Source organism: Duganella sp. CF517 (assembly GCF_900110275.1).
Taxonomy (GTDB): Bacteria; Pseudomonadota; Gammaproteobacteria; order Burkholderiales; family Burkholderiaceae_D; genus Rugamonas.
In genome coordinates this window covers 893,168-918,191 of record NZ_FODC01000002.1, presented here as the reverse complement: position 1 = coordinate 918,191, position 25,024 = coordinate 893,168, and the positions used below count along the sequence as shown (strand labels likewise).

Here is a 25,024-nt window from a genome sequence, read left to right as displayed (position 1 = left end):
AACGTGAGACTGCTTCCGCCATCCGAATTTTCTCTCCGCTTGCTAGACTCGCCCTTCAGTGAAGAGATGCCGCAAAGTGAAATAGTGTCCAACGGTCAACCGACGGGGAAGATCGTCAACGGTGCGGTGTTAGAGACTGCCATACGATGGAACGACCTCGTGCTCGCTTTCGTCACTGACAACATCACAAATCAAGAAGCGATGCACATCTACCTTTTCGATGCCGGTTACCAAGTAATTGATTCCGCATGGCTTGGTTCGATTTACGCGAGCGGTGTCTTTTCGTTGGTCGATGTGTGCCCACCCAATGCCATTCGATTTCGCTTTCTCGGCGACATGGACTGGACCTTGGAGTTGCTGAGCAGAGATACCTTCGCGCTGCCGTATGTGCTTGAGCCTTGCGGCGTTAGTCGGCCTTTTGGTTTTCACCGCCGCTTTAGGATACGCGCCAAGCGTCGCCAGTATGACAGGCGCTAGGCATACGCAAGGGGCACGTAGGGCGGATTTGCGAAGCGTAATCGGCCGTGCATGCGCCATCAACGGCGCATGCATGGCCGATTACGGCGTTCCACCTAATCCGCCCAACGTGTCGCCGTGGTGACACCGGCGCCGCTGGCCAGATTAGATGATGATATCGCTCTTCGGCGCCGCCTTCGCTTCCAGTTCCGCCAGACGCGTTTCCAGCGTTTCCAATTTCGCGCGGGTTTTCGCTAAAACTTGCGTTTGAACATCAAATTCCTCGCGCGTCACCAGGTCCAGTTTGGAGAAGCCCTGCGTCATCATGGACTTGACGTTCTTCTCAATGTCCTTTGCTGGTGAGTTTTGGACGGCCTGGCTGATCTTGTTTTGCAAGTCATTAAAAAAAGTGTTCATATCCATAATATTCCTTGATCTGGTGGGGTTATGTCTGCACTATAAAAGTGCGCACTTGCGTCATTGTGGTGCAAAACCAAAGACTCTTGCGTTCGACACTTTCAAATTATCACTTTCGTGGGAGTACGTCCGTTGTCGCGGATGCTACGGCAGCTATCCAGCGAGCAACATTAGCTGGCACGCATTCTGCTAAAGAAGTCAATGAATGCCGCTCACTGCTTCGCCTCAAAAGGATTTTACCCGTAACCGTATTCCCTATCTGTGACTAAGTTCGATAACTACAAGGACAAAATTATGAAAAGCACGAACCTGACTCTTATCGCAGCATTGACCTTCGCATTCGCCACCATGAGCGCTTCGGCGCAGGCCCAGGAAGCGCAACCCGCGCCTGCGGCCCCGGCCGCTGCCGAACCGGCACCGGACCACCAAATCAGCTACAACGTTGGTGTGGTCAGCGACTACCGTTATCGCGGCATTTCGCAAACCCGTCTCAATCCAGCGCTGCAAGGCGGCGTGGATTACGTCAACAATCCGACCGGCCTGTATGTCGGCACCTGGGCCTCGACCATCAAGTGGGTCAAGGACGGCGGCGGCGACGCCGATGTGGAAATTGATGTCTACGGCGGCAAGCGCGGCGAGATCGCCCCCAATGTCACCTACGACGTCGGCGGCCTGTATTACTACTATCCGTCGAACAAACTGGCCACCAGCGCCAACACCTTCGAACTGTACGCCCAAATCGGCGTCGGCCCGTTCTCCGTCAAGTATTCCCGTTCGACCACCAACCTGTTCGGCACCGCCGACAGCAAAGACAGCGGCTACGTCGACGCCCAGCTCAACACCGACATCTATGACGGCTACTTCCTGAACGTCCACCTGGGCCGCCAGACCGTCAAGAACAACTCGGCCTTCAGCTACAACGACTACAAAATCGGCATCACCAAAGATTTCGGCGTCGTAACCGTGGCCGTGGCCGCGATCTCCACCGATACGGACGCCTATGTCGGCCGCGGCAAGAACCTCGGCAAAACCGGTGCCGTGCTTACCATTTCCAAAACCTTCTAAGCGAGGCTTAGCATGAAAATGATTACCGCCATTATCAAGCCGTTCAAGCTCGACGAGGTCCGCGAGGCCCTGTCGGCGATCAACGTGCAAGGTATCACCGTGACCGAGGTGAAAGGCTTCGGTCGCCAGAAAGGCCACACCGAGCTGTATCGGGGCGCCGAGTATGTGGTCGATTTCCTGCCGAAGACCAAGATCGAGGCGGCGGTGGACGATGCGATCGTCGAACAGGCGATCGAAGCGATCGAAGGCGCTGCCCGCACCGGCAAAATCGGTGACGGCAAGATCTTTGTGTACAACCTGGAACAGGTGATCCGTATTCGTACCGGTGAAACCGGCCACGAAGCTCTTTAAGGGGAAGATTGATGAAGAAAACTATAACAACATTGCTCGCTGGGGTATCCATCCTGTTTGCACTCGCCGCGCCGGTCCACGCTCAGGAGGCCAAGCCGGCCGACGCGCCCGCCGCAGCCACCGCGCCGGCCGCCGCCGCGCCTGAAGCGCCGGCCGCCGCGCCAGCCGCGCCCGCCGCAGCCGCGCCGGCCGCCGCCGAGGCCGCACCGGCACCGGCTCCCGCGCCACAGAAGGGCGACACCGCCTGGATGATGGTCGCCACCTTGCTGGTGATCCTGATGACGATTCCCGGCCTGGCGCTGTTCTACGGCGGCCTGGTCCGTTCCAAAAACATGCTGTCGATCCTGATGCAGGTGTTCATGGTCTTCGCCTTGATCGTGGTGCTGTGGTGCGTGTACGGCTATTCGCTGGCATTCACCGAAGGCAACGCCTTCTACGGCAAATTCGACCGTGCCTTCCTGAACGGCATCTGGGATCCGACCAAGGGCGCGTTCTCGTACGCGGCCACCTTCAGCAAAGGCGTGGTCATTCCTGAATTTATCTACGTCGCCTTCCAGGCCACGTTCGCCGCCATCACGTGCGGCCTGATCGTCGGCGCCTTCGCCGAACGCGCCAAGTTCACCGCCGTGCTCGCCTTCGTGGTGCTGTGGTTCACCTTCGCCTACCTGCCGATCGCCCACATGGTCTGGTTCTGGACCGGTCCGGACGCGATCAAGGACGCGGCCACCGCCGCCACCGAAGGCGCCAAAGCCGGCTTCCTGTTCCAAAAAGGCGCGCTGGACTTCGCCGGCGGCACCGTGGTGCACATCAACGCCGCTGTCGCCGGCCTGGTCGGTGCCTACATGATCGGCAAACGCGTCGGCTACGGCCGCGAATCGATGGCTCCGCACTCGGTCACCATGACCATGATCGGCGCTTCGCTGCTGTGGGTCGGCTGGTTCGGTTTCAACGCCGGTTCGGCGCTGGAAGCCGCTGACATCGCCGCGCTGGCCTTCATCAACACCTTGCTGGCAACCGCCGCCGCCACCGTGGCGTGGGTGTTCGCCGAGTGGATCTTCAAAGGCAAGCCATCGATGCTGGGTGGCGCCTCGGGTGCGGTGGCCGGTCTGGTCGCCATCACCCCGGCCTGCGGCTTCGTCGGTCCGATGGGCGCGCTGATCATCGGCCTGGCCGCCGGTGTGATCTGCCTGTGGGGTGTGAACGGTCTGAAACGCCTGCTGGGCGCCGACGACTCCCTGGACGTGTTCGGCGTCCACGGCGTCGGCGGTATCCTCGGCGCGATCCTGACCGGTGTGTTCGCCGCGCCATCGCTCGGCGGCCAGGGCATCTTCGACTACGTCGCCAACAAGGCATCGCCCGACTACTCGATTATGGGCCAGGTCACCACCCAGGCGACCGCCGTCGGCGTCACCATCCTGTGGTCGGCCGTGGTTTCGTTCATCGCCTACAAGCTGGTCGACGTGGTCATCGGCCTGCGCGTGCCTGAAGAGGAAGAGCGCGAAGGCCTGGACATCACCACCCACGGCGAGTCCGCTTACCACGCTTAATTATTGTCGTTGTACCAACCCGCTTCGGCGGGTGCCCACAAAAGCGCCTCGAATGAGGCGCTTTTTTCGTTTGTGCGGCATTTCCACCTTTAAAATAGGGTTTTCGCCCTGATTTGGGCTATCTGCAAGGTAATATTTGAGGTTCTGTTGCCTGGAGGGCCGTCCTCCCGCACATTTAAGGAAGTAATCATGGTTCCCCATCTCGTCACGGCTTTGACCGGTCCGCTGCTCGATCTCGAAGAAAAAATCCTGGCCGCCACGCCGGCCATTGAGCGCTGGTTCCGTCTGGAATGGCAGGAGCATACGCCGCCATTCTATTGCTCGGTCGATATGCGCAACGCCGGCTACAAGCTGGCGCCGGTCGATACCAACCTGTTCCCGGGCGGCTTCAACCACCTGGCCACGGAAATGCTGCCGCTGTCGGTGCAGGCCGCGATGGCCGCGATCGACAAATATTGTCCCGACGCGCGCAACCTGCTGCTGATCCCGGAAATCCACCAGCGCCATCCGACTTATTGGCAAAACGTCGCGCGGCTGATGCAGATCTTCCGCCAGACCGGCCTGCACGTGCGCCTCGGTTCGCTGTCGCCGGAGGTGACGCAGCCGACCCCGATCGCGCTGCCGGACGGCAACATGCTGGTGGTCGAGCCGCTGGTGCGCTCGGCCAACGGCCGCCGCGTCGGCCTCAAGGACTTCGATCCGTGCACGATTTTGCTCAACAACGACCTGTCGGCCGGCATTCCGGAGATTTTGCAGAACATCCACGAGCAGAGCCTGCTGCCGCCGCTGCACGCCGGCTGGGCCGTGCGCCGCAAGAGCAACCACCTGAACGCCTACGACGAGGTGGTCAAGAAGTTCGGCAAGCTGATCGGCGTCGATCCGTGGATGCTCAACCCGTTCCACGCCAAGTGCGACGCGGTCAACTTCCGCACCGGCGACGGTTATGATTGCCTCGCCGCCAACGTCGACGCGCTGCTGGCCAAGATCAAGAAGAAGTACAAGGAATACGGCATGAAGGAGCACAAGCCGTTCGTGATCGTCAAGCCGGACGCCGGGACCTACGGCACCAGCATCCTGACGATCAAGGATTCCAGTGAAATCAAGGACTTGAGCCAGGCCCAGCGTGACAAGATGATCGTCATCAAGGATGGCAAGGAAGTGACCGACTTCATCATCCAGGAGGGCGTGCCGACCTTCGAGAGCATCAAGGACGACGTCGCCGAGCCGGTGGTGTACATGATCGACCGCTATGTGGTCGGCGGCTTCTACCGCGTGCACGCGGAAAAGGGCGTCGACCAGAACCTCAACGCGCCCGGTTCGCAGTACGTGCCGCTGGCGTTCGCGCAGCAGCACGCGGTGCCCGATTTGAAGGCGAAACCGGGTACGGCGGCGCCGAACCGCTTCTACGTCTATGGCGTGGTGGCGCGGCTGGCGCTGCTGGCGGCGTCGCTGGAAATGGAACGCACCGATCCGAATCCGGAAGTGTATTAAGTCGATATTGTCGGCTTGGCAAGGGCCGCCGGCTAGCGAGCTCGTCCGCTCCCCGGTGCGGGTGGCGAATCTCGGCTAAAATCAGGCATTACCCAGACTGGATGCGCCCATGAAAATAGCTTTCCTCGCCGATCCCTTGGCCAGTTTCAAGACTTACAAGGATTCGACCTATGCCATGATGGTGGAAGCCGCCAAGCGCGGCCATACCGTCTACGCCTTCGAGCAAAAAGACATGGCCGTCGACGGCGGCGTGGCCTACGCCAAGGTTGCTGAAATCACCATCCTGGACGACCTCAAGGACTGGTATCGCGCGGCGCCGGCCGTGGAAACCAACCTCGGCGAGTTCGACGCCATCATCCAGCGCAAGGACCCGCCGTTCGACATGGAGTACATCTACGGCACCTACATGCTGGAGCTGGCCGAGAAGCAGGGCGCCAATGTCTTCAACAAGCCGTCGACCATCCGCGACCACAACGAAAAGCTGGCCATCGCCCAGTTCAGCGAGTTCACCTCGCCGACCCTGGTGACGGCCGACGAGGCGCGCATCCGCGCCTTCCAGGCCGAACATGGCGACGTCATCCTCAAGCCGCTCGACGGCATGGGCGGCACCGGCATCTTCCGCGTCAAGCCGGACGCCATGAACCTGGGCGCCATCATCGAGACGCTGACCGACAACGGCAAGCGCACCATCATGGCCCAGCGCTTCATTCCGGACATCGCCAAGGGCGACAAGCGCATCCTCGTCATCGGCGGCAAGCCGGTGCCGTTTTCGCTGGCGCGCATCCCGCAAAACGGCGAGGTGCGGGGCAACCTGGCGGCCGGCGGCCTTGGGGTGGCTCAACCTTTGACCGAGCGCGACTTCGAAATCGCCAATACGCTGGGTCCGGTACTGGCCGCGCGCGGCTTGTTGCTGGTAGGATTGGACGTGATCGGCGATTGCCTGACGGAAGTGAACGTTACCAGTCCGACCTGTTTCCAGGAAATCACCCAGCAGGCCGGTTTCCCGGTGGCGGCGATGTTCATCGATGCGGTGGAGGCGGCGGTGAAATCGGCGGCGACCACGGCGGCGATCCCGGCCCGATGATGGCTACTCAAAATAAATTTGCCGGACGGCCTCAAAAACCTCCGCGCTCACTGGCGGTTTAAGAATATGGTTGGCATACTGCTTATGACGCACGCTCCGCTGGGACAGGCTTTCATCGCCGCCTGCGCGCATGTGTTCCGTGGTCCGACCGAGCGGCTCGAGGCGATCGATGTGATCGCCGACCAGGATCTCGGTGAAGTGCAGTCGCTGGCGGCGGAGGCGATCAAGCGCCTCGACGACGGCGACGGCGTGTTGATCATGACCGATGTGAAGGGCGGTACCCCCGCCAATTGTTGCGACCGTTTGGCGGACGCGGGCCGGGTGGAGGTCATCGCCGGCATCAGTTTGCCGATGCTGCTGCGGGCCATCACCTACCGGCGCGACTCGCTCGACGTGGTCGTCGAGATGGCCCTGGCCGGCGCGCAAAGCGGGGCGGTGCGCGTCGACAACCGGATTCGCGTCGTGTAACGACGGCGCGGGAATTTTTTGTGCGGCTTATTTGCGCGGCGTGTTTTGTATAGCGCATGCCGCGCCGATTTCTCATTGAGACAAAAGAAAAATGATTCAACAAGAACTTGAGATTATCAACAAGCTTGGATTGCATGCCCGGGCTTCCGCCAAATTCACCCAGCTGGCAGCAAAGTTTCAAAGCGACGTATGGCTCACCCGCAACGCGCGCCGCATCAACGCCAAGTCGATCATGGGCGTGATGATGCTGGCCGCCGGCAAGGGCGCCAAGGTCACGCTGGAGGCCGACGGCCCCGATGAAAGCGAATGCATCGCCGCCTTGTCCGCACTGGTCAACGACAAGTTCGGCGAAGGCGAGTAATGCCCTCGGATCGTAGCCGTTCCCGCATTTTCACTGGTCCACCCATGGCTTCCTTCACCCTGCACGGCATTCCCGTCTCCCGCGGCATCGCCATCGGCCGCGCGCACAAGCTGGCGCCGGCGGCGCTCGACGTCAAGCATTACCTGGTGGCCGAGGAGCATCTGGAAGCGGAAGTGCTGCGGCTTCAACAGGCGCTGGCCCAGGTGCACAAGGAACTGCAAACGCTGTGGAACGAGCTGCCCAAGGACGCGCCGACCGAGTTGGGCGCCTTCATCGACGTCCACGCGCTGATCCTGTCGGACCCGATGATCTCGGAGGCGCCGCTCGACATCATCCGCGCGCGCCACTACAACGCCGAATGGGCGCTGCTGACGCAGATCGACGAGCTGTCGGCGCAGTTCGACGAGATCGAGGACCCGTACCTGCGCGAGCGCAAGGCCGACATCCAGCAGGTGGCCGAGCGCGTGCTCAAGGTCCTGATGGGCACCGCGCAGATCCTGCCGCCGACCACCAACAGCGGCGACGAATTCCAGGCGCAGATGATTATCGTCGCCCACGACATCTCGCCGGCCGACATGCTGCAGTTCCGCGACCGTTCGTTCATCGGCTTCGTCACCGACGTCGGCGGCCAGAACTCGCACACGGCCATCGTCGCGCGCAGCCTGGACATCCCTGCCGCCGTCGGCATGTCCGGCGCCTCCACCCTGATCGAGCAGGACGACTGGCTGATCATCGACGGCGACGCCGGCGTGGTCATCGCCAACCCCAGCGCGCTGGTGCTGGAGCAGTACCGCGAACGCCAGGGCGCCGCGCTGCGCGCCCGCAAAAAGCTCAATAAGCTCAAGAAGACGCCGGCCATCACCAGGGACGGCACCGAGATCACCTTGCTGGCCAACATCGAGCTGCCGGACGACTGCCCGGCGGCGATGGAGGCGGGCGCCAACGGCGTGGGCCTGTTCCGCTCCGAGTTCCTGTTCATGGGCCGCAACAGCAAGATCCCGTCCGAGGACGAACAGTTCGAGCAGTACAAGCGCGCGGTGGTGGCGATGAAGGGGCGGCCGGTGACGATCCGCACGCTCGACATCGGCGCCGACAAGCCGCTCGACCAGACCGAGCACACGGCGCTCAATCCGGCGCTGGGCCTGCGGGCGATCCGCTATTGCCTGGCCGAGCCGCAGATTTTCCTGACCCAGCTGCGCGCCATCCTGCGCGCGTCGGCGTTCGGCAAGGTGAAAATCCTGATCCCGATGCTGGCGCACGCGTTCGAGATCGACCAGTCGCTGGCGATGATCGCCCAGGCCAAGGCCGAACTGCGCGAGGCCAGGATCAAATTCGACGACACCGTGCCGGTGGGCGCGATGATCGAAATCCCGGCGGCGGCGCTGTCGCTGCCGATGTTCGTCAAGCGCATGAACTTCCTGTCGATCGGCACCAACGACCTGATTCAGTACACCCTGGCGATCGACCGGGTTGATTATGAGGTCGCGCACCTTTACAATCCGCTGCATCCGGCCGTGCTGCAATTGATCTCGATGACGATTGCGGCCGGGCATAAAGCCGGGATCGACGTCGCCGTATGCGGCGAAATGGCGGGCGACGTCAAGCTGACACGCCTGCTGCTGGGCATGGGACTGCGCGAATTCTCGATGCACCCGGCGCAGCTGCTGTCGGTCAAGCAGGAAATCCTGAACAGCGACCTTGCGCGGATCGTTCCGCAAACCCGCAAGATCATGCGCTCGATGGAACCAGGTGCAATTGCAGACGCGGTCGAACAATTGCAGCTGATGTAGCAAGTGGCGGAGCCCATCCTCGCGGTTCCGCCTTGATAGATGGCCCGCGGGGCCGCCCCAAAACCCTTATAAAAATATGTCATCCCTGGGATACGTCAAACCGCAAACCATGCATTTCGCGCAGCCGCTGCCGCTGCAAAGCGGCGCCGCGCTGCAAGACTACATGCTGATGTACGAAACCTACGGCACCCTCAACGCCGACAAATCGAACGCGGTGCTGGTGTGCCACGCGCTCAACGCCTCGCACCATGTCGCCGGCGAATACGAAGGCGTGCCGAAAAGCCTGGGCTGGTGGGACAACATGGTCGGTCCCGGCAAATCGCTCGACACCGACAAGTTCTTCGTCATCGGCATCAACAACCTCGGCTCCTGCTTCGGCTCGACGGGCCCGATGCACAACAATCCCGCCACCGGCAAGCCTTACGGCGCCGCCTTCCCGGTCGTCACCGTGGAGGACTGGGTGGCCGCGCAGGCGCGCCTGGCCGACGCGCTGGGCATCGCGCAATTCGCCGCCGTCATGGGCGGCTCGCTGGGCGGTATGCAGGCGCTGGCCTGGTCCATCATGTACCCTGAGCGGCTGCGCCACTGCGTGGTGATCGCCTCGACGGCCAAGCTGTCGGCGCAGAACATCGCCTTCAACGACGTCGCCCGCCAGGCCATCCTGTCCGATCCGGACTACCGGGGCGGCGATTTCTACGAATACGGCGTGGTGCCGAAGAACGGCCTGCGCGTGGCGCGCATGGTCGGCCACATCACCTACCTGTCCGACGACGACATGGCCGAAAAATTCGGCCGCCGGCTGCGCGCGGCGGTCGACGACATCGCCGGCGTCCCGGGCGACAATCCGGCCAATTACAAATTCGGCTTCGGCGTCGACTTCGAGATCGAATCGTACCTGCGCTACCAGGGCGACAAGTTCAGCGAGTACTTCGACGCCAATACCTACCTGTTGATCACCAAGGCGCTGGACTACTTCGACCCGGCGCGCCACCACGGCGGCGACCTGGCCAAGACGCTGGCCGGCACCCGCGCCAAATTCTTCGTGGCCTCGTTCACCACCGACTGGCGCTTCTCGCCCGAGCGCAGCCAGGAGATCGTGCAGGCGCTGGTGAGCAACCGCCGGCGCGTGACCTACGCCGAAATCGACGCGCCGCACGGCCACGACGCCTTCCTGCTGGAAGACCCGCGCTACCTGAAACTGGTGCGCGCGTATTACGAGCAGGTATGGAACGATATTAACGCTCCAGTGAAAGGCAGCGCATGAACTTCACCCAATTAAGCACGGCCCGGCCGGACCTGGCCTTCATCGCCCACTGGGTGCCCAACAACGCGCACGTGCTGGACGTCGGCTGCGGCGACGGCGTGATGATGGACTACCTGCAAAGCGACAAGCAGTGCAGCGGCTACGGCATCGAGATCGCCGACGACAAGGTATTGGACAGCACCAAGCGCGGCGTGCAGGTGATCCAGCAGGACATGGAGAACGGGCTGTCGCTGTTCGGCGATAACACCTTCGACACGGTGCTGTGCCTGTCGTCCTTGCAGATGATGAAGCACGTCGAGGCGCTGCTGCGCGATATCGTCCGCGTCGGCAAGGAGGCGATCGTCTCGTTCCCCAACTTCGCCTACTGGCCGCACCGCGTGTCGCTGCTCAAGGGCCGCATGCCGGTGTCCGAGTCGCTGCCGTACGAGTGGTACGACACGCCCAACCTGCGCTGCGCCACCATCAACGATTTCCGCGACCTGGCCGTCGAGTGCGGGCTGGAAGTGATCGAATACGTGGCCCTGGCGGAGGGCCGGCGCGTGTCGTTCCTGCCCAACCTGCGCGGCGACCTGGCGGTGTTCCGCCTGCGGAAAAAGGTAGCCACGGCGGTCGCCTCGAAAGCGGCGCACTGATGGCCGCCCGGGAGCAGAAGCGGCACTGGCTGTCGTATCTGAACGGCCGCACCATCTCGATTCTGTTCCTGGGCTTCAGCTCCGGGCTGCCGCTGTACACGCTGATCTACCTGATGCAGGCGTGGCTGGCCAAGTCCGGGCTGGACGTCAAGGCGCTCGGCCTGTTCGCGCTGGTGACGTTCCCGTACACCTTCAAGTTCCTGTGGGCGCCGTTCATGGACCGCTACACCATCGGCCCGCTGGGCCGGCGGCGCGGCTGGATGGCGGTCACGCAGATCGGCCTGTTCCTGGTCATCGGCGGGCTGGGCATGCTCGACCCGAAGCTGGAGCTGACCCTGATCGCCGTCTTCGTCGGCGTCATCGCCTTCCTGTCGGCCAGCCAGGACGTGGTGGTCGACGCCTACCGCCGCGAAATCCTGGCCGAGGACGAGCAGGGCCTGGGCGCGGCCATCATCGTCAACGCCTACAAGGCGGCCAGCCTGATCCCCAGCGCGCTGGGGCTGGTGCTGGCCGACACGATGTCGTGGCAGGCGGTGTTCTGGATCGTCGCCGCGTTCATGCTGCCGGGCTTCATCTGCACCCTGCTGGCGAAGGAGCCGGCCGTCTACGGCGCGCCGCCCAAGAACCTGCAGGAGGCGGTGGTGCTGCCGTTCCGCGAATTCATCCTGCGCGACGGCTTGAAACAGGCGCTCATCATCATTATGTTCGTCCTGCTGTACAAGATCGGCGACAGCATGGCGACCGCGTTGTCGACCAAGTTCTTCCTCGATATCGGCTTCAGCACCAAACAGATCGGCCTCGCGGCCAACGCCACCGGCTGGTGGGCCAGCCTGGCCGGCGGCGCCGTCGGCGGCATCTGGATGATCAAACTGGGCATCAACCGCGCGCTGTGGGTGTTCGGGGTGCTGCAGGCGATCGCGATCCTCGGTTTCGCCTGGCTGGCCAATGTCGGACCGGACCCGGTGCTGCTCAGCGCCGTGTTCGGGTTCGAGGCGTTCGCCAGCCTGGGGCTGGGATCGGCGGCATTGGTGGCATTTATGTCAAGGGCCACCGATCCCCGTTATACTGCCACCCAGTACGCGTTGTTTTCCAGTCTGGCAGCGGTCCCGCGCACATTCATTAATTCCTCCGTGGGTTATATTGTTGCCGAAACGGGTTGGTTCTGGTTCTTTATCGTCTGTTTCATCCTCGCCTTCCCGGCGATGATGATGCTGCCGAAAATCGCTCCTTGGAATAGTGCAAATGAAAAAGCTTAAATTGAAGAGCGCCGTGCTGGCGCTGGTGTGCGTGATGGGCGCCTTGCCCGTTTACGCCCAAAACGACGGTATTCCGGTCGAGAAGCTGTCGCGCATGCGCGGGCTGGGCGGCGATTCCGCGCAGTTCGATCAGCAATCGAAGCTTCAGTACGATCAGATGTTGAAGCAGGCGCACGACAAGGACGCCGTCGCCAGCGATGACAATCCGCAGCTGATCCGCCTGCGCGCCATCGCCAAGCGCCTGATTCCGTTCACCACGCGCTGGAATCCGGACGCGGCGCAATGGAAGTGGGAAGTCAACCTGCTCAGGTCCGACACCGTCAACGCCTTCTGCATGCCGGGCGGACGCATCGCCTTCTATAACGGCATCCTGACCAAGCTCAATCTGACCGACGACGAAGTGGCGGCGGTGATGGGCCACGAGATCGCCCACGCGCTGCGCGAACACGCGCGCGAGCAGGCCGGCAAGAACACCGTCACGCAGGTCGGCTCGCGCATCCTCGGCGCCATCGGTTCGGCCTATTTCGGCGTCGATCCGCGCCTGGGCGACGCCGCCGCCGGCATGGTCTCGCAGGGCGCGGCGCTGACGTTCTCGCGCGGCGATGAAAGCGAAGCCGACCTGGTCGGCATCGACCTGGCGGCGCGCGCCGGCTTCGACCCGCGCGCCGGCGTGGCGCTGTGGCAGAAGATGGGCGCGATCAACAAGAGCCAGCCGATCAGCTTCCTGTCGACCCACCCGACCGGCAAGGACCGCATCGCCAACATGAACAAGAACATGCCGCTGGTGTTGCCGGTCTACGCCCGCGCCAAGGGGCTGGACCCGAACAACCTGCCCAAGTACCACTCGCTGGCGCTGCCGAAGTCCTGATGTCGCGGCCACCGTTGCCGATGCGCGACGGGGTCGCGCCCAGCTATCTGTGGCTGCCGGAAGGGCAGTGGCCGGACCTGATCACCTTTCTGGCGGCGCGCTTTCCCGATGTCGAGGTATCGACCTGGTACGAGCGCATGGCGCGCGGCGAGGTCGTCGACGGCGACGGCAGGCCGCTGGCGCCGCACAGCCCCTTCAAGCGCGGCATGCGCATCTTTTACTACCGCGAGCTGGAGGCCGAGACGCCGATCCCGTTCACCGAGGAGATCCTCTTCATGGACGAGCACCTGGTGGTGGTCGACAAGCCGCACTTCCTGCCGATGACGCCGGGCGGGCGCTTCCTGCACCAGACGTTGCTGGTGCGGCTGAAGAAAACCCTGGGCGAGCCGGCGCTGACGCCGATCCACCGGCTCGACCGCGAGACCGCCGGCGTGGTGATCTTCTCGCGCAAGCCGGAAAGCCGTGGCGCGTACCAATCGATGTTCCAGAAGCGGGTGGTCGAGAAGGAATACGAGGCGCTGGCGCCGACATTACAGGGCGTGGAGTATCCGTTCACGTACCGCAGCCGGATGGTCGACGGCGACAAGTTCTTCATCATGAAGGAGGAGGCGGGCGAGCCCAACTCCGAAACCATCATCGAGGTCATCGAGCATCGCGCCGACTGCACCTTGTACCGGCTGTTTCCGCACACGGGGCGCAAGCACCAGCTGCGGCTGCATTTGTCGTCGCTCGGCATTCCGATCATCAACGACGCGTTCTATCCGGTGGCGCTGCCGTGCAAGGCGGACGACGTCTCGCAGCCGTTGAAGCTGCTCGCGCGCCGCATCTCCTTCCTCGACCCGCTGACCAACGACTGGCGCGAGTTCAGCAGTAAGCGCAATCTTTGATCACGTAGGGCGCATTAGTGCAGCGTAATCGGCCATGTACGCTCCGTTGACGGCTCATAAATGGCCGATTACGGCGTTCCGCCTAATCCGCCCTACGTGTCTCCGACGTGGTGCCCGGATCGCCGGCCTCAGTCGTGCGCGTACTCGATGATCAACGGCGCGTGGTCCGAGAACTTTTCTTCCTTGTAGATCGCCACCGTGGTGGCCTTGGCGGCGATGCCGGGAGTCGCCACATGGTAGTCGATGCGCCAGCCGACGTTCTTCGCATACGCCTGGCCACGGTTGCTCCACCACGTGTACTGCTCCTCGCGCGGGTCGAGGCCGCGGTGCACGTCGACATAGCCCACCTCGTCGAACACGCGCGTCATCCATTCGCGCTCCTCGGGCAGGAAGCCGGAATTCTTCTTGTTGCCCTTCCAGTTCTTCAAGTCGATCTCTTTGTGGGCGATGTTCCAGTCGCCGCAGATGACCACTTCGCGGCCTTCGGCGTGCAGTTGCTGCAGGTGCGGCAGGAACAGCGCCATGAAGCGGAACTTGGCTTCCTGGCGCTCCGGGCCCGACGAGCCCGACGGGCAATACACCGAAATCACGCTCAGATTGCCGAAATCGCAACGCACGTAGCGGCCCTCGGCGTCGAATTCCGGCGCGCCGAAACCGATGACCACGCGGTCCGGTTCGATCTTGCTGTAGACGCCGGTGCCGGAGTAGCCTTTTTTCTCGGCATAATGGAAGTGGCCGTGGTAGCCGCCCGGGTTCAGGAACTCGGGCGTCATGTCCGGCGCCTGCGCCTTGAGTTCTTGTACGCAAATGAAGTCGGCGTCCTGCGTGGCCATCCACTTGAAAAAGCCTTTGGAGGATGCCGAACGGATGCCGTTCAGGTTGGCGGAAATGATTTTTGGCATGGATGAGGTGCTTAAAAAGAGTGCGTAAAAATGAGACAGAATTTCAGAATGCATTAGTGTAGCGGTAAAATACGGCCACTTTAAAGAAATGAGGCAGCATGAATAATTTACGTCAGCAATTTATCGAGTTTTCGGTCGCCACCGGTGTGCTGCGCTTCGGCGAGTTCACCACCAAGGCCGGACGCCAGTCGCCGTACTTCTTCAACGCCGGCCTGTTCCACGACGGCGCCACCTTGGCCCAGCTGGCCCAGTTCTATGCCCAGACGCTGCTCGACTCCGGCGTCGAGTTCGACATGCTGTTCGGCCCGGCCTACAAGGGCATCACGCTGGCGTCGGCGACGGCGGTGGCGCTGGCCGGCAAGGGCCGCAACACCTCGTTCGCCTTCAACCGCAAGGAAGCCAAGGCCCACGGCGAGGGCGGCAGCCTGGTCGGCGCCAAGCTGCAAGGCAAGGTCGTCATCATCGACGACGTGATCTCGGCCGGTACCTCGGTGCGCGAATCGGTGGACATGATCCGCGCCGCCGGCGCCGAGCCGTGCGCCGTACTGATCGCGCTGGACCGCATGGAACGCTCGGGCGGCCCGGACGGCGTGCTGTCGCCGAACTCGGCGGTGCAGGAGGTGGCCAACCTCTACAAGATCCCGGTGATCTCGATCGGCAACCTCGACGATCTGTTCGCGTATTTGAACGGCCAGGGCGCCGATCCGCAGCTGCTGCAGCATAAAGACGCCGTGGCGGCGTATCGCGAACGCTACGGGATCGCCTGATTTATCGCCCGGTCCGGCGTTTATGGCTTGTCAGATAGACCATATTGCTAGACTTTGATATTTCTATGGTGTAACCTTTTAAGACGGCATCCGGACCGTCGACAAACAAGGCAGATCCATGAACATCGCAACAATGAAGGTGCACGGCGACGACGACGCATTGGCGGACGTTCGCGACGGCTTGCCAACCGAACCCGATAGCGACTGGCAAAAGGGCGACGTCAAGCCCGACGGCCGGGTGCGCATCGATTCGGGTTTCTATGTCGGCATCGGCACGGACCAGAACCCGGACGAGCTGCTCAAGAAGGTGCGCCACTACCTGGCCGAATGCCAGGCGCGCGGCATCCACTTCGAACGCTCGGACGTGGCCGCCGAGCTGCGCATCTCCTTCACCACCGAGCGTGGCGCGGCGACCCCCAGCCTGGACTTCATCCTGGCCGATTTGACCTTGCTGGTCGAAATGGGCATCACGCTCAGCATCATCGCCTGATGCGCTTCGCCGAAACGCGGCTTGCCGGTCTTCGGTGCGGGCAGGCCGAGCGGCGCATTCATATCTGGGAGCCGGCGACGCCGCCGCGCGCCGTGCTGCTCGCCATCCACGGCGGCATGGCGCATGGCGGCGACTACGTCACCCCGGCGCTGTACTTCCGCCAGCACGGCATCGCCACCGTCGCCCACGACCTGTGCGGGCACCAGGACGCGCGCCGGGTCGACATCCCCGGCTTCGACGTGTTCCTCGATGACAGCGTGCTGTGCCTGCAATGGGTCCGGCGCGAGTATCCCGGCGTGCCGGTGTTCGTCATGGGCCACTCGATGGGGGCGCTGATCGCCACCCATCTGGGACTGGGCCGCCTGGCCGGCGACACCGCCATCCAGGGGTTCATCCTATCGTCGCCGTACTATGTCAACGCGATCAAGGTGTCGCCGCCGCTGCTGGCGCTGGCCGGCGTGCTGGGCGCGCTGGCGCCGCGCATGAAGGTGCCGCTGGCGCCGTTGACCGACGTGCTCACCCACGACGGCGCCATCACCGCGCGCCATCACGCGGACGAGCGCGACGGCGTGCGCGCCACCGAGATCACGGTCCGCTTCGGCAACGCGCTGACGGCCGCGCAACGGGGACTGGCGGCGCGGCTGCCGGCGTGGAACCATCGCTTGTTCGCCGTCGTGGCGGGCGACGACAAACTGGCCGACGCCGACGCCTCCGAGGCCATGCTCAAGTCGGTGCCGGCGGCGCTGCTGACGTATCGGCGCCATCCGCACAACTATCACGAGAATTTCAACGAGCTCAATCGCGAGCAAATCTTTGCCGACATCCTCGAGTGGATGCGCCTGCCGCCGGCCGGCTGATCGTCAAGCCGGCAGCCGGATCGTGAAACGCGCACCGCCCAGCGGCGAGTCGTCGACCGCGATATCGCCTCGGTGCAGCCGCACCGCCTTGAGCGCGATCGACAGACCCAGTCCGTAGCCGCCGACGGCTTCGTCCTGCGCGCGCGCCAGCCGTACGAACGGATCGAACACCTTGCCGCGCGCGTCGGCCGGCACGCCCGGACCATCGTCTTCGACGACGATGACGACCGCCCCGGCGTTATCGTCGTCGCGCGCGGCGCGCAGCGTGACGCGCGCGGCGGCGTATTTCACGGCGTTGCCCAACAGGTTGTTGAGCGCGCGGGCCAGCAGCCGCTCGTCGCCATCGAGCTCTCCAAGGTCGGGCGCGATGCTGGCGTCATAGTGCAGCGCCGCCGACGGCGCGCAGCCGCGCAGCATCGGCGCCAGCGCGAAGCGTCGCCTCGACATGGCGCCGGCGTGATCGAGCCGGGTCAGATCGAGCAGTTCGTCGACCAGCGTTTTGAGCTCGCCGACATCGCTCTCCATCGCCAGCACGCGTTGCTCCAGCGCGGGATCGGCGGCGCCATGCCGATGGCGCAGCAGCTCGAGGGCGAATTCGAGCCGCGCGATCGGCGTGCGCAGTTCGTGCGACACCGAATGCAGCAAGTGCTTGCGCGTCTCGAGCAGCAGCGCGATGCGTCCGGCCATGTCGTTGATGCGGCCGGCCAGCGGGGCGACGCTGGAAGTGGCGCGCGGCGCGGCGCGCGCGGTCAGGTCGCCGCGGCCGAAATCGTCGGCGACCCGCGACAGCGCTTGCAGCTCGCGCCAGTGGCGGCGCGACCACCAGCCGATCGGCACCAGCAGGAACAGGGCGATCACGCCGAAGCGGATCGCCTCCATCGCCAGCGCCTGGCCGATGTCGATCGGCAGGCCCTGCGCATGGATCACGTCGTCCCCGCTGCCGATGTAGCGCGCGCCGGCCAGGTCGACGCGGCGGTAGAACGAGGCGGTGCCGGTGTCGATGACGATCGCGCCTTGATTGAGCCGCGCGCGTTTCGCCGCCGGCAGCGCGGCCAACGCGGCCGGCAGCGGCACCAGCTCGAACGTGGCCTCCGACACCTCGCGCACCTTGTTGAGGCGCGCCAGCCACTGGTCGGCCGGCGCCTGGTCGATGTATTGTTCGAGCAGGAAAATCTGGCCGGTGGCCTGGCGCCTTGCGATTTCCTCGACCGGATCGCCGAACAGCGCGCTGAAGGTGGCGTAGACGACCACCGTGCCGAGGCTGATGGCCAGCAGCACCAGCGCCGCGAAGCGCGGGAAAATACGGTTCATTCCCAAGCCGATGGGCTGAACAGATAGCCTTCGCCCCAGACGGTTTTGATGCGTTCGGCGGCGCCGTCGTCGAATTTGCGGCGCAGCCGCGAGATGCAATTGTCGATGCTGCGGTCAAGGCCGTCGAACTCGATGCCACGCATTTTGATCAGGATGTCGTTGCGCGACAGGACCTTGCCGGCCGCCTCGGCCAGGATCAGGAACAGCTTGAACTCGGCGCCGTTCATCGCCACCTCGCCGTCGCGCCAGAACACGGCGCGGTTGGCGCGCGAGATGCGCAGCGCGCCGACCACGACGTCGCTGTCGACCGGCGCGCTGCCGCGCCGCTGCAGCGCGCGCAGCCGCGCCAGCAATACGCGCGGCTGGATCGGTTTGTTGACGTAGTCGTCGGCGCCTTGTTCGAGTCCGGAGACTTCGTCGAACATGTCCTCGCGCGCGGTCAGGATCAGTATCGGCACGGGGCTGAGCTGGCGCAGTTGGCGGCAAACGACCATGCCGTCGATGCCGGGCAGCGTCAGGTCAAGGATCACCAGGTCGGGCCGGGTGGCGCCGAAGCGCTCGAGCGCGCGGTCGCCGCGGGCGACCACATCGACCTCGTATTCGAACTCGCCCAGATATTCCTTGACCAGCGCTGCCAGGCGCGCATCGTCTTCCACCAGCATCACTCGCTGCATCGGGCCTCCCTTTTGGATCAGCATTGTAGCGGCACGCGGCGCCGGTGTGGCAAATTAGACAATCGCATACAGATTCGTACACTTTCTATACAAATGCGCCCTACAAATTGACGACAATTGACAGACAGTCCGGGGAGGATTTCAGCGCTGGCCGGTTTTAACATCGAGGCTCTTATCTCAACCCGGAAATCCATCGTGAAAAAACTCTTTGCCAGCATCCTCGCCGCCATCGTTCTCACCCCCTGCGCACAGGCCGAAGACCTTTACCTGGGGGCCAACATCGCCGGCCGCACCGACGGCTATCTCAATGAGCGGGAAGGCGGGGTGACGACGCGCCGCGACGCGGTGGGCAAGCAGCGGCGTTTCGGCCTGTTCGCCGGCTATGTGCTGTCGCCCGAGTGGTCGCTGGAGACGGGCTACGACGGCTTCGGCGGCTCGACCGATTACGACGTCGCCGGCGGGCGGCTGGAACTGCGCACCAGCATGGCGTATCTGGCGGCGCGCCGCACCTGGCGGCTGGGCGAGAGCTGGTCCTTGTTCGGCAAGGCCGGCGTCGCGCGCGGCCGTCTCGGACTCGATTTCGGCGGCGCCGGCGCCAGCGACGCCAGGACGGTGCACGAGAACAGCGCGTACCTGAGCGCGGGCGCGGCGTACCTGGTGACCAGGGATGTGTCGCTGCAAGTGGAATTCCAGCACACGGGCACAATCGAATACGAAGGCTTGACGGCGAAGATGAACAAGTTGTCGCTCGGCGCGCGCTTCGGCTTTTAAGGAAAACATGAACAAGCTGTCCCCGCTATTCGCGTTACTTTCCCTGGCGGCGCTCCCCGCGCTGGCCGACGACGGCGCCGTTGGCATGATGCCGGACGGGAGCACCGATATGTACGTGGGACTGGCGATCGCCTCCCGACTGTCGTCGGTCGACGACCACGAGCCGTCGATGGCGCTGCGGCCGCTGCTCCAGGTCCAGTGGAGCAACGGTATCTTCGTTTCCGCCAGCGGCGTGGTCGGCATGCATCTGTCGCACACGCCGGGGGTCGAATACGGGCCGCTGCTATTGGATAGCAACGGGCGCGAACCGGGCGACAACCGCCGGCTGGCCAATACCCATTCCATCAAGGGCTCGTGGGACGTCGGGGGATTCTATAACTACTATCTGGGTTGGCGGGTGCGCCTGCTGACCAGCGCCGCCTACGATACCAGCGCCCATGGCCTGGCCGGCAGCGTTGGGCTGCAAAAGACGCTGGCGCCGTTGGCGCCGCATCACACCATCACGTTTTCGGCCGGCGCCACGCTGGGCGGCGGGGCCGTCATGCGCGAGCGCTACGAGGTGTTCGGCGCCTACCGTCCGTCCGGCGGCGTCATGGCGGTGAACGCGGGCGCCAACTGGAACTGGGAGTTGAGCAGCCGCTGGTTGATCAACACCGCCGTGTCGGCCCAGCGCCTGGGCGACGCCCCCGCCGCCAGCCCGGTCGTCGGGCGGCGCAATGTCGTGACGTGGTCCAGCGGGCTGGCGTACCGGTTCTAGCACGCCATGGTCAAATCGCTCATGCTTTGGCTTGCCGTCGCTCCAACGCTCTGTTGGGCGCAGCAGACGTCGGACTGGATCAGCTACCGTGACGTCTACCGGCAGATGATCTGGTTTGAAAAGTATGGCAAGCCAAAGCAGTTTTTGCAGAATCACTTTCGCCTTCGTCAGCGCGAGGCGGGGGCACACGGGGAGGGACTGCGCCTGACGCTGGTGGGCAAGACGACGCGCGTCGATCTGCCGCTGGACGCGTTGGGGCGGGCGGTGTTCCCGTTTTCCAAGGCAGCCTATGACGAGAACGCGGAGCTGGTGTTGAACCGGCCGGCGCGGCAGTTTTCTTCCGGGCCCTGGGTGTCGCTGGTGACGCGCGCCGATGGCGTGTACGCGGTGGCCGACCTGGTGGCGGCGTGCGAACAGATGGCGGCCTATTTGCGCTACGCCGGCGTGGCCGGCGGCAAGAGCTGCGCCGGCGTGCAGTTCTCCTACGCGGCCGGCGACGCGCCGCAGCTGAAGGTGGTCAAAGGCGAGGGCGCGGCCGCGGTGGTGTTGGCGGGCCGGGAAGGTCCGGCCTTTGCCGGCGACGCGCCGACCGGCTTCCGCAACTTCGCCTATCGTTTTGCCGCCCATCCCGGCGGCGTCCAGGTGCTCGCCAGCGGCACGCCGCTGGCGATCAGCGCCTTGCTGGAGTAGCGCGCCGCGCGGTCCGAAAAAAAGCCGCGCATCGCGCGGCTGGTTCATTGTCAGCCCGCCACGAGCTTCCGGTTCGCCGCTCCCGGCAGCATGCGCAGGGTCTTGCCGACCGATGCCGTGTAGCCCTTCGACTGGATGGTGTCGACGTAGCGGTACTCGGCGCGCGTTTCGGTCGGCGTGACGGTCAGCACCACGAAGCCGCGCAACGACGTCTCGGCATATTGCAATGGTCCGATCAGCTGTTCCATGCCGCCGGCCACGGTCGCTGGCGCGGCGCCCGGGAAGTAGCTCTCGAAGCCGGGCGAGGTCACCGACGGCACGCCGAATTCGACGCCGACCGCCTGGCCGTTGACATCGGCCAGGTCGCTGGCCCAGGCGTTGTGGGTGTCGCCGGCCAGCACCACCAGGTTCTTGTTGAGCGTGCGCGACATGTTGAGCACCGCCTCGCGCGCGGCGGCGTAGCCGTCCCACGCGTCCAGGTTGTACGGCACCGTCGGCGCGGCCAGCTGCTGCTTTTCGGTCTCGCTCAGCGCCACGCCAGCGCGCACCTTGGCGGCGATGCCGAGGTAGGTCGGGTAGCCGACGGTGCCGAGCACCATCGGCGCCGGCAGCATCATGCGCGCCATCAGCACCTGCTGGCCCAGGATCTGCCAGGTGGCGCTCGACTTGCTCATCTGGCCTTGCAGCCACGTGGTCTGCTCGGCGCCCATCAGCTGGCGCGCCGGGTTGGACACGTCGGCCGCGAAGGCGGCGCTGTTGAAGCTCTTGTCGGCGCCGACGTAGCTGGCGAACGCCAGCTGCTTGTCGCGGCCGATGACGCGCGTGTCGAGCATGTGCAGCGACAGCAGGTTGCCGAAGTCGAAGGAGCGGTAGATGCGGTCCGGGCGCGCGGCGTCGGGCACGCGGATCGGCATCCATTCGTGGTAGGCCTGGATCGCCATCTTGCGCCGCGCCGACCACAGGCCCTCGGTGAGCGGGTCGTGGTTTTCCGCGCCGTCGCGCCAGGTGTCGTTCGACAGCTCGTGGTCGTCCCAGACGGCGATGAACGGGATGCGCGCGTGCACCGCCTGCAGGTCGGCATCGGTGCGGTATTGCTGGTAGCGGCGGCGGTAGTCGGTCAGGGTGATGATCTCGGTGGCCGGCTGCGACACCCGGTTGAGCGTGGCGGCGTTCTGCGAGGCGTAGCCGCCGGCCGCGTATTCGTAGATGTAGTCGCCCAGGTGCAGGCCGACGTCGATGTCGTCGAATTTGGCGGCGTCGCCGTAGACGTTGAAGTAGCCGGCCGGATAGTTCGAGCAGCTGAACACGGCGAAGCGGGCGCGCGCGACGGCACCGGTCGGCAAGGTCTTGGTGCGGCCCACCGGCGAGTCCACGCCCTGGCAGCGGAAGCGGTAGTAATAGCCGCGGTTGGCCGACAGCCCGGTGGCGTCGACCTTGACCGTGTAGTCGCCGGCGGCGCCGGCGCGGACGGTGCCCGAGGCGACGGTCTTGGTGAAGGCGCTGTCCTCGGCCACCATCCAGCCCACGTCCATGTCGTCGGCGCCCTGCGCCGCCGTGACGCGGGTCCACAGGATCACGCGGTCGCTCAACGGGTCGCCGCTGGCGACGCCATGCGCAAAACTGATCGGCTGGTAGTACGGGTCGCCGCCACCGCAGGCGGTGAGCGAGATGGCGGCGGTGCCGACGGAGAAGTTGCGGATGAACTTGCGACGCGAATTCGATGGTGTCATGGATGGGCTGTTGCCGAAAGTGAAAGAACGCGTATCTTAGATAGCCCGCGTGACGCGTTGATGACATGGCGCGGGCGGCGTCCCGGACGCCACCACCATTGCGCGGGGCGAAACGATGTGTTGCGCGGCGCGGGGATTCTGGTTCGGTCCGGGATTGCGCAAAATGCCGTCTTCACCACCCACCTGGAATCGAATGGACCGTCGACAATTTATCGCCACCGGCATCGCCGTGGCCTCCCCGGCCGCTGGCGCCGCGTCCCGCCCGGCGCCGCAGGCGCCCACCATCGCCAAGCCCGACGGGCTCAATCCGCCGGGCGTCAGGACGGCCGGCGTGCGCATGGTCCCGGTAGTGGGCGGCAAGTACAAGGTCTGGACCAAGAAGATCGGCAGCGGGCCGGTCAAGGTGCTGCTGCTGCACGGCGGGCCGGGCTTCTCGCACGAGTACCTCGAGGCGATGGAGTCGTTCCTGCCGCAGGCGGGCATCGAGATGTATTACTACGATCAGCTCGGCTGCGGCAACTCGGACCGTCCCGACGCCCCCGCGCTGTGGACGCTGCCGCGCTACCTGGACGAGGTGGAGGAGGTGCGCGCCGGCCTGGGCCTGGAATCGTTCGTGTTGTACGGCCACTCGTGGGGCGGCGTGCTGGCGATCGACTACGCGCTGCGCCATCCGGCCCGTTTGCGCGGCCTCGTCATCTCCAACATGACGGCCGGGATGCAGGCGCTGAAGCGGCATCTGGCCGTGCTCAAACGGCAGTTGCCGCCGGCCGCGCTGGCGCGGCTCGAGGCGCTGGAGGCGGCCGAGGCCTACGATTCGCCCGACTACGAGCGCATCATGATGGAGGAACTCTATCCCAAATTCATCTGCCGCCTCGCGCCGTGGCCGGACGCGGTCAACCGCACGTTCGCCCACGCCAACCTGAAGATCTATCACCAGATGCAGGGGCGCAGCGAATTCGTCATGACGGGAAACCTGAAGGACTGGGAGCGTTGGGACCGGCTTGGCGAGATCAAGGTCAAGGCGCTGGTGATCGGCGCCACCCACGACGAGATGGACCCGCGTGACATGCCGAAGATGGCGTCGGCGATGGGCAACGCGCAGGCGGTCATCTGCCCCGACGGCAGCCATTTGTGCATGTGGGACGACCAGGCGTTTTATTTCGAACGGCTGCTGGCGTTCCTCAAGCGGCTGTAGCCGCCGGCTTCAACGGCGATGCTTGTCGAGGAAGCGCCAGATGACGTCGTTGGCGTCGATGTCGCGCGTGGTTTTCCCGATCGGCAGGCCGACGTTGAACGGGTCGGCGCCGGGCCACGTGTGGCCGCCCTCCCTGATCGTCGCCAGCGCCACGCTTTGCCGGCCGTTGCCCTGTTCGACCCAGGTGACGTCGGTGCCGTCGCCGGCATCGGCGTCGATCACACGGCGGCTGGCGCTGTCGGCGCCGGCGCCGTTCCATGTCGCCCAATAGCGGAACGACTCCTCGGCCGACAGATAGCCGCCCGGCTTGCCGCCGTAGGCCACCACCTGGTCGGCGGTGCCGTGCAGCAGCAGCACGCCGACTTTGCCGGGCTTGGCGTGGTGTTGCAGCACCGGCGCGGGCATCGGCGCGCCAACCGAGGCGACGGCCGCGAACAGGTGGGGCAACTCGGCGGCGATCCGCAGCGCGAAGAAGCCGCCGCGCGACAGGCCGGTGGCGTACACGCGTTCGGCGTCGACGCGGTAGTCCTGTTTCAGCCGGGCGAGCAGCGCTTCGGTAAAGCCGATGTCGTCGATGCCGTCGGCGTACGACATGCCGAAACCGACGTTCCAGTCCTGCTTGATCCCGGCCGGATAGACGACGATGAACTGGTGGCGGTCGGCGGCGCGGTTCATCTGCGTGTAGAGCATTTGTTCGGCCATGGTCATGCCGCCGCCGTGGAAGTTGAACACCACCGGAAAGGCCTTGCGCGGCTCGCTGTCATAGGACGGCGGCGTGTAGACCAGGTAGCGGCGTTTTTCCTCCTTGTGGGGAAGGGATTTCACCTGCGCGAAAGTGGCCTGCGAAGCGCAGGCGAGGACCAGCAGGCCGATAAGGATTTTCATGGTGCGTACCCGGGAAGTCGAGGAGTAAGCAGCATAGAAAACCGGCGGTGAAATCCCG

At 64.4% G+C, this 25,024-nt stretch carries 27 protein-coding genes; 21 read left to right on the top strand and 6 right to left on the bottom strand.

What is annotated here, in order from left to right:
* The first annotated feature begins 3 nt into the window (after positions 1 to 3).
* Positions 4 to 477 carry a hypothetical protein gene (locus BMX85_RS11120; protein WP_143067946.1) on the top strand — a complete coding sequence of 158 codons (474 nt, stop codon included), beginning with the start codon at positions 4 to 6 and terminating at the stop codon, positions 475 to 477.
* A gap of 144 nt (positions 478 to 621) precedes the next feature.
* On the opposite strand, the gene BMX85_RS11115 is transcribed toward BMX85_RS11120, so the two are convergent.
* Positions 622 to 879, bottom strand: coding sequence for an accessory factor UbiK family protein (locus BMX85_RS11115; RefSeq protein ID WP_090317130.1), 258 nt, complete (start codon positions 877 to 879; stop codon positions 622 to 624).
* Positions 880 to 1,167: 288 nt separating this feature from the next.
* Between BMX85_RS11115 and BMX85_RS11110 the strand changes: the two genes are divergently transcribed.
* From BMX85_RS11110 to BMX85_RS11050, 13 genes are all read left to right on the top strand, one after another.
* Positions 1,168 to 1,938 (top strand): TorF family putative porin, encoded by a 771-nt coding sequence (locus tag BMX85_RS11110; RefSeq protein ID WP_090317721.1) that lies wholly within the window; start codon positions 1,168 to 1,170, stop codon positions 1,936 to 1,938.
* Between the two features lie 12 nt (positions 1,939 to 1,950).
* On the top strand, positions 1,951 to 2,289 hold the full coding sequence (locus tag BMX85_RS11105; RefSeq protein ID WP_090317127.1) for a P-II family nitrogen regulator: 339 nt from the start codon (positions 1,951 to 1,953) through the stop codon (positions 2,287 to 2,289).
* A gap of 11 nt (positions 2,290 to 2,300) precedes the next feature.
* Positions 2,301 to 3,836 (top strand): ammonium transporter, encoded by a 1,536-nt coding sequence (locus BMX85_RS11100; protein WP_090317124.1) that lies wholly within the window; start codon positions 2,301 to 2,303, stop codon positions 3,834 to 3,836.
* A 189-nt stretch (positions 3,837 to 4,025) separates the two neighbouring features.
* Positions 4,026 to 5,327, top strand: a complete 1,302-nt coding sequence (gene gshA, locus BMX85_RS11095) for a glutamate--cysteine ligase (protein WP_090317122.1) — start codon at positions 4,026 to 4,028, stop codon at positions 5,325 to 5,327.
* A gap of 109 nt (positions 5,328 to 5,436) precedes the next feature.
* Positions 5,437 to 6,411 carry a glutathione synthase gene (gene gshB / locus BMX85_RS11090; protein WP_090317120.1) on the top strand — a complete coding sequence of 325 codons (975 nt, stop codon included), beginning with the start codon at positions 5,437 to 5,439 and terminating at the stop codon, positions 6,409 to 6,411.
* Positions 6,412 to 6,477: 66 nt separating this feature from the next.
* Positions 6,478 to 6,879, top strand: coding sequence for a PTS sugar transporter subunit IIA (locus BMX85_RS11085; RefSeq protein ID WP_090317117.1), 402 nt, complete (start codon positions 6,478 to 6,480; stop codon positions 6,877 to 6,879).
* A 91-nt stretch (positions 6,880 to 6,970) separates the two neighbouring features.
* Positions 6,971 to 7,240 (top strand): HPr family phosphocarrier protein, encoded by a 270-nt coding sequence (locus tag BMX85_RS11080; protein WP_090317115.1) that lies wholly within the window; start codon positions 6,971 to 6,973, stop codon positions 7,238 to 7,240.
* Between the two features lie 44 nt (positions 7,241 to 7,284).
* Positions 7,285 to 9,030: a phosphoenolpyruvate--protein phosphotransferase gene (gene ptsP / locus BMX85_RS11075; RefSeq protein WP_090317112.1), complete on the top strand. Its 1,746-nt coding sequence runs from the start codon at positions 7,285 to 7,287 to the stop codon at positions 9,028 to 9,030.
* A 76-nt stretch (positions 9,031 to 9,106) separates the two neighbouring features.
* Complete coding sequence (locus BMX85_RS11070) at positions 9,107 to 10,294, top strand: homoserine O-succinyltransferase MetX (RefSeq protein WP_090317111.1); 1,188 nt, start codon at positions 9,107 to 9,109, stop codon at positions 10,292 to 10,294.
* Positions 10,291 to 10,926 carry a methionine biosynthesis protein MetW gene (gene metW / locus BMX85_RS11065; protein WP_090317108.1) on the top strand — a complete coding sequence of 212 codons (636 nt, stop codon included), beginning with the start codon at positions 10,291 to 10,293 and terminating at the stop codon, positions 10,924 to 10,926. The genes BMX85_RS11070 and metW overlap by 4 nt, the downstream gene beginning before the upstream one ends.
* A complete protein-coding gene (locus BMX85_RS11060) occupies positions 10,926 to 12,182 on the top strand; it encodes an AmpG family muropeptide MFS transporter (protein WP_090317105.1) in 1,257 nt (418 codons plus the stop codon). The genes metW and BMX85_RS11060 overlap by 1 nt, the downstream gene beginning before the upstream one ends.
* Positions 12,169 to 13,050, top strand: a complete 882-nt coding sequence (locus BMX85_RS11055) for a M48 family metallopeptidase (protein ID WP_090317102.1) — start codon at positions 12,169 to 12,171, stop codon at positions 13,048 to 13,050. Before BMX85_RS11060 ends, BMX85_RS11055 begins: the two co-directional genes overlap by 14 nt.
* The gene (locus BMX85_RS11050; RefSeq protein ID WP_090317090.1) at positions 13,050 to 13,937 is read left to right on the top strand and encodes a pseudouridine synthase; all 888 of its coding nucleotides are present in this window, start codon (positions 13,050 to 13,052) and stop codon (positions 13,935 to 13,937) included. The genes BMX85_RS11055 and BMX85_RS11050 overlap by 1 nt, the downstream gene beginning before the upstream one ends.
* 128 nt (positions 13,938 to 14,065) lie before the next feature.
* Here the strand turns inward: BMX85_RS11050 and BMX85_RS11045 are convergent, their stop codons facing one another.
* Entirely contained in the window at positions 14,066 to 14,839 is a 774-nt protein-coding gene (locus BMX85_RS11045) for an exodeoxyribonuclease III (RefSeq protein ID WP_090317087.1), read from the bottom strand.
* A gap of 98 nt (positions 14,840 to 14,937) precedes the next feature.
* On the opposite strand from BMX85_RS11045, the gene pyrE reads away from it, so the two are divergent.
* From pyrE to BMX85_RS11030, 3 genes are all read left to right on the top strand, one after another.
* A complete protein-coding gene (gene pyrE / locus BMX85_RS11040; RefSeq protein WP_090317083.1) occupies positions 14,938 to 15,606 on the top strand; it encodes an orotate phosphoribosyltransferase in 669 nt (222 codons plus the stop codon).
* Positions 15,607 to 15,724: 118 nt separating this feature from the next.
* A complete protein-coding gene (locus tag BMX85_RS11035) occupies positions 15,725 to 16,096 on the top strand; it encodes a hypothetical protein (protein WP_090317080.1) in 372 nt (123 codons plus the stop codon).
* Positions 16,096 to 16,953: an alpha/beta fold hydrolase gene (locus BMX85_RS11030; protein ID WP_090317077.1), complete on the top strand. Its 858-nt coding sequence runs from the start codon at positions 16,096 to 16,098 to the stop codon at positions 16,951 to 16,953. Before BMX85_RS11035 ends, BMX85_RS11030 begins: the two co-directional genes overlap by 1 nt.
* Positions 16,954 to 16,956: 3 nt before the next feature.
* Here the strand turns inward: BMX85_RS11030 and BMX85_RS11025 are convergent, their stop codons facing one another.
* Complete coding sequence (locus BMX85_RS11025) at positions 16,957 to 18,264, bottom strand: ATP-binding protein (protein ID WP_090317075.1); 1,308 nt, start codon at positions 18,262 to 18,264, stop codon at positions 16,957 to 16,959.
* Positions 18,261 to 18,938, bottom strand: a complete 678-nt coding sequence (locus tag BMX85_RS11020; protein WP_177196707.1) for a response regulator — start codon at positions 18,936 to 18,938, stop codon at positions 18,261 to 18,263. Before BMX85_RS11020 ends, BMX85_RS11025 begins: the two co-directional genes overlap by 4 nt.
* Positions 18,939 to 19,133: 195 nt before the next feature.
* Between BMX85_RS11020 and BMX85_RS11015 the strand changes: the two genes are divergently transcribed.
* Genes BMX85_RS11015 through BMX85_RS11005 form a run of 3 tightly spaced genes read left to right on the top strand, consistent with a single transcriptional unit; the run spans position 19,134 to position 21,156 of the window.
* The gene (locus BMX85_RS11015; protein ID WP_090317073.1) at positions 19,134 to 19,709 is read left to right on the top strand and encodes an outer membrane beta-barrel protein; all 576 of its coding nucleotides are present in this window, start codon (positions 19,134 to 19,136) and stop codon (positions 19,707 to 19,709) included.
* 7 nt (positions 19,710 to 19,716) lie between these two features.
* Positions 19,717 to 20,466, top strand: coding sequence for a MipA/OmpV family protein (locus BMX85_RS11010; protein ID WP_090317070.1), 750 nt, complete (start codon positions 19,717 to 19,719; stop codon positions 20,464 to 20,466).
* Positions 20,467 to 20,487: 21 nt separating this feature from the next.
* A complete protein-coding gene (locus BMX85_RS11005) occupies positions 20,488 to 21,156 on the top strand; it encodes a hypothetical protein (protein WP_229210387.1) in 669 nt (222 codons plus the stop codon).
* 50 nt (positions 21,157 to 21,206) lie between these two features.
* On the opposite strand, the gene BMX85_RS11000 is transcribed toward BMX85_RS11005, so the two are convergent.
* Positions 21,207 to 22,886, bottom strand: a complete 1,680-nt coding sequence (locus tag BMX85_RS11000) for an alkaline phosphatase D family protein (protein WP_090317063.1) — start codon at positions 22,884 to 22,886, stop codon at positions 21,207 to 21,209.
* Between the two features lie 193 nt (positions 22,887 to 23,079).
* Between BMX85_RS11000 and BMX85_RS10995 the strand changes: the two genes are divergently transcribed.
* Positions 23,080 to 24,081, top strand: coding sequence for a proline iminopeptidase-family hydrolase (locus BMX85_RS10995; RefSeq protein WP_090317060.1), 1,002 nt, complete (start codon positions 23,080 to 23,082; stop codon positions 24,079 to 24,081).
* A gap of 9 nt (positions 24,082 to 24,090) precedes the next feature.
* Here the strand turns inward: BMX85_RS10995 and BMX85_RS10990 are convergent, their stop codons facing one another.
* The gene (locus tag BMX85_RS10990; RefSeq protein ID WP_090317057.1) at positions 24,091 to 24,966 is read right to left on the bottom strand and encodes an extracellular catalytic domain type 1 short-chain-length polyhydroxyalkanoate depolymerase; all 876 of its coding nucleotides are present in this window, start codon (positions 24,964 to 24,966) and stop codon (positions 24,091 to 24,093) included.
* Positions 24,967 to 25,024: the final 58 nt, after the last annotated feature.

What these genes read in the sequence shown, in the direction of transcription:
- BMX85_RS11115 (WP_090317130.1), bottom strand. Translation starts at nt 879, where the DNA reads ATGGATATGAACACTTTTTTTAATGACTTGCAAAACAAGATCAGCCAG.
- BMX85_RS11110 (WP_090317721.1), top strand. Translation starts at nt 1,168, where the DNA reads ATGAAAAGCACGAACCTGACTCTTATCGCAGCATTGACCTTCGCATTC.
- BMX85_RS11105 (WP_090317127.1), top strand. Translation starts at nt 1,951, where the DNA reads ATGAAAATGATTACCGCCATTATCAAGCCGTTCAAGCTCGACGAGGTC.
- BMX85_RS11100 (WP_090317124.1), top strand. Translation starts at nt 2,301, where the DNA reads ATGAAGAAAACTATAACAACATTGCTCGCTGGGGTATCCATCCTGTTT.
- gshA (WP_090317122.1), top strand. Translation starts at nt 4,026, where the DNA reads ATGGTTCCCCATCTCGTCACGGCTTTGACCGGTCCGCTGCTCGATCTC.
- gshB (WP_090317120.1), top strand. Translation starts at nt 5,437, where the DNA reads ATGAAAATAGCTTTCCTCGCCGATCCCTTGGCCAGTTTCAAGACTTAC.
- BMX85_RS11085 (WP_090317117.1), top strand. Translation starts at nt 6,478, where the DNA reads ATGGTTGGCATACTGCTTATGACGCACGCTCCGCTGGGACAGGCTTTC.
- BMX85_RS11080 (WP_090317115.1), top strand. Translation starts at nt 6,971, where the DNA reads ATGATTCAACAAGAACTTGAGATTATCAACAAGCTTGGATTGCATGCC.
- ptsP (WP_090317112.1), top strand. Translation starts at nt 7,285, where the DNA reads ATGGCTTCCTTCACCCTGCACGGCATTCCCGTCTCCCGCGGCATCGCC.
- BMX85_RS11070 (WP_090317111.1), top strand. Translation starts at nt 9,107, where the DNA reads ATGTCATCCCTGGGATACGTCAAACCGCAAACCATGCATTTCGCGCAG.
- metW (WP_090317108.1), top strand. Translation starts at nt 10,291, where the DNA reads ATGAACTTCACCCAATTAAGCACGGCCCGGCCGGACCTGGCCTTCATC.
- BMX85_RS11060 (WP_090317105.1), top strand. Translation starts at nt 10,926, where the DNA reads ATGGCCGCCCGGGAGCAGAAGCGGCACTGGCTGTCGTATCTGAACGGC.
- BMX85_RS11055 (WP_090317102.1), top strand. Translation starts at nt 12,169, where the DNA reads ATGAAAAAGCTTAAATTGAAGAGCGCCGTGCTGGCGCTGGTGTGCGTG.
- BMX85_RS11050 (WP_090317090.1), top strand. Translation starts at nt 13,050, where the DNA reads ATGTCGCGGCCACCGTTGCCGATGCGCGACGGGGTCGCGCCCAGCTAT.
- BMX85_RS11045 (WP_090317087.1), bottom strand. Translation starts at nt 14,839, where the DNA reads ATGCCAAAAATCATTTCCGCCAACCTGAACGGCATCCGTTCGGCATCC.
- pyrE (WP_090317083.1), top strand. Translation starts at nt 14,938, where the DNA reads ATGAATAATTTACGTCAGCAATTTATCGAGTTTTCGGTCGCCACCGGT.
- BMX85_RS11035 (WP_090317080.1), top strand. Translation starts at nt 15,725, where the DNA reads ATGAACATCGCAACAATGAAGGTGCACGGCGACGACGACGCATTGGCG.
- BMX85_RS11030 (WP_090317077.1), top strand. Translation starts at nt 16,096, where the DNA reads ATGCGCTTCGCCGAAACGCGGCTTGCCGGTCTTCGGTGCGGGCAGGCC.
- BMX85_RS11025 (WP_090317075.1), bottom strand. Translation starts at nt 18,264, where the DNA reads ATGAACCGTATTTTCCCGCGCTTCGCGGCGCTGGTGCTGCTGGCCATC.
- BMX85_RS11020 (WP_177196707.1), bottom strand. Translation starts at nt 18,938, where the DNA reads ATGCAGCGAGTGATGCTGGTGGAAGACGATGCGCGCCTGGCAGCGCTG.
- BMX85_RS11010 (WP_090317070.1), top strand. Translation starts at nt 19,717, where the DNA reads ATGAACAAGCTGTCCCCGCTATTCGCGTTACTTTCCCTGGCGGCGCTC.
- BMX85_RS11005 (WP_229210387.1), top strand. Translation starts at nt 20,488, where the DNA reads ATGCTTTGGCTTGCCGTCGCTCCAACGCTCTGTTGGGCGCAGCAGACG.
- BMX85_RS11000 (WP_090317063.1), bottom strand. Translation starts at nt 22,886, where the DNA reads ATGACACCATCGAATTCGCGTCGCAAGTTCATCCGCAACTTCTCCGTC.
- BMX85_RS10995 (WP_090317060.1), top strand. Translation starts at nt 23,080, where the DNA reads ATGGACCGTCGACAATTTATCGCCACCGGCATCGCCGTGGCCTCCCCG.
- BMX85_RS10990 (WP_090317057.1), bottom strand. Translation starts at nt 24,966, where the DNA reads ATGAAAATCCTTATCGGCCTGCTGGTCCTCGCCTGCGCTTCGCAGGCC.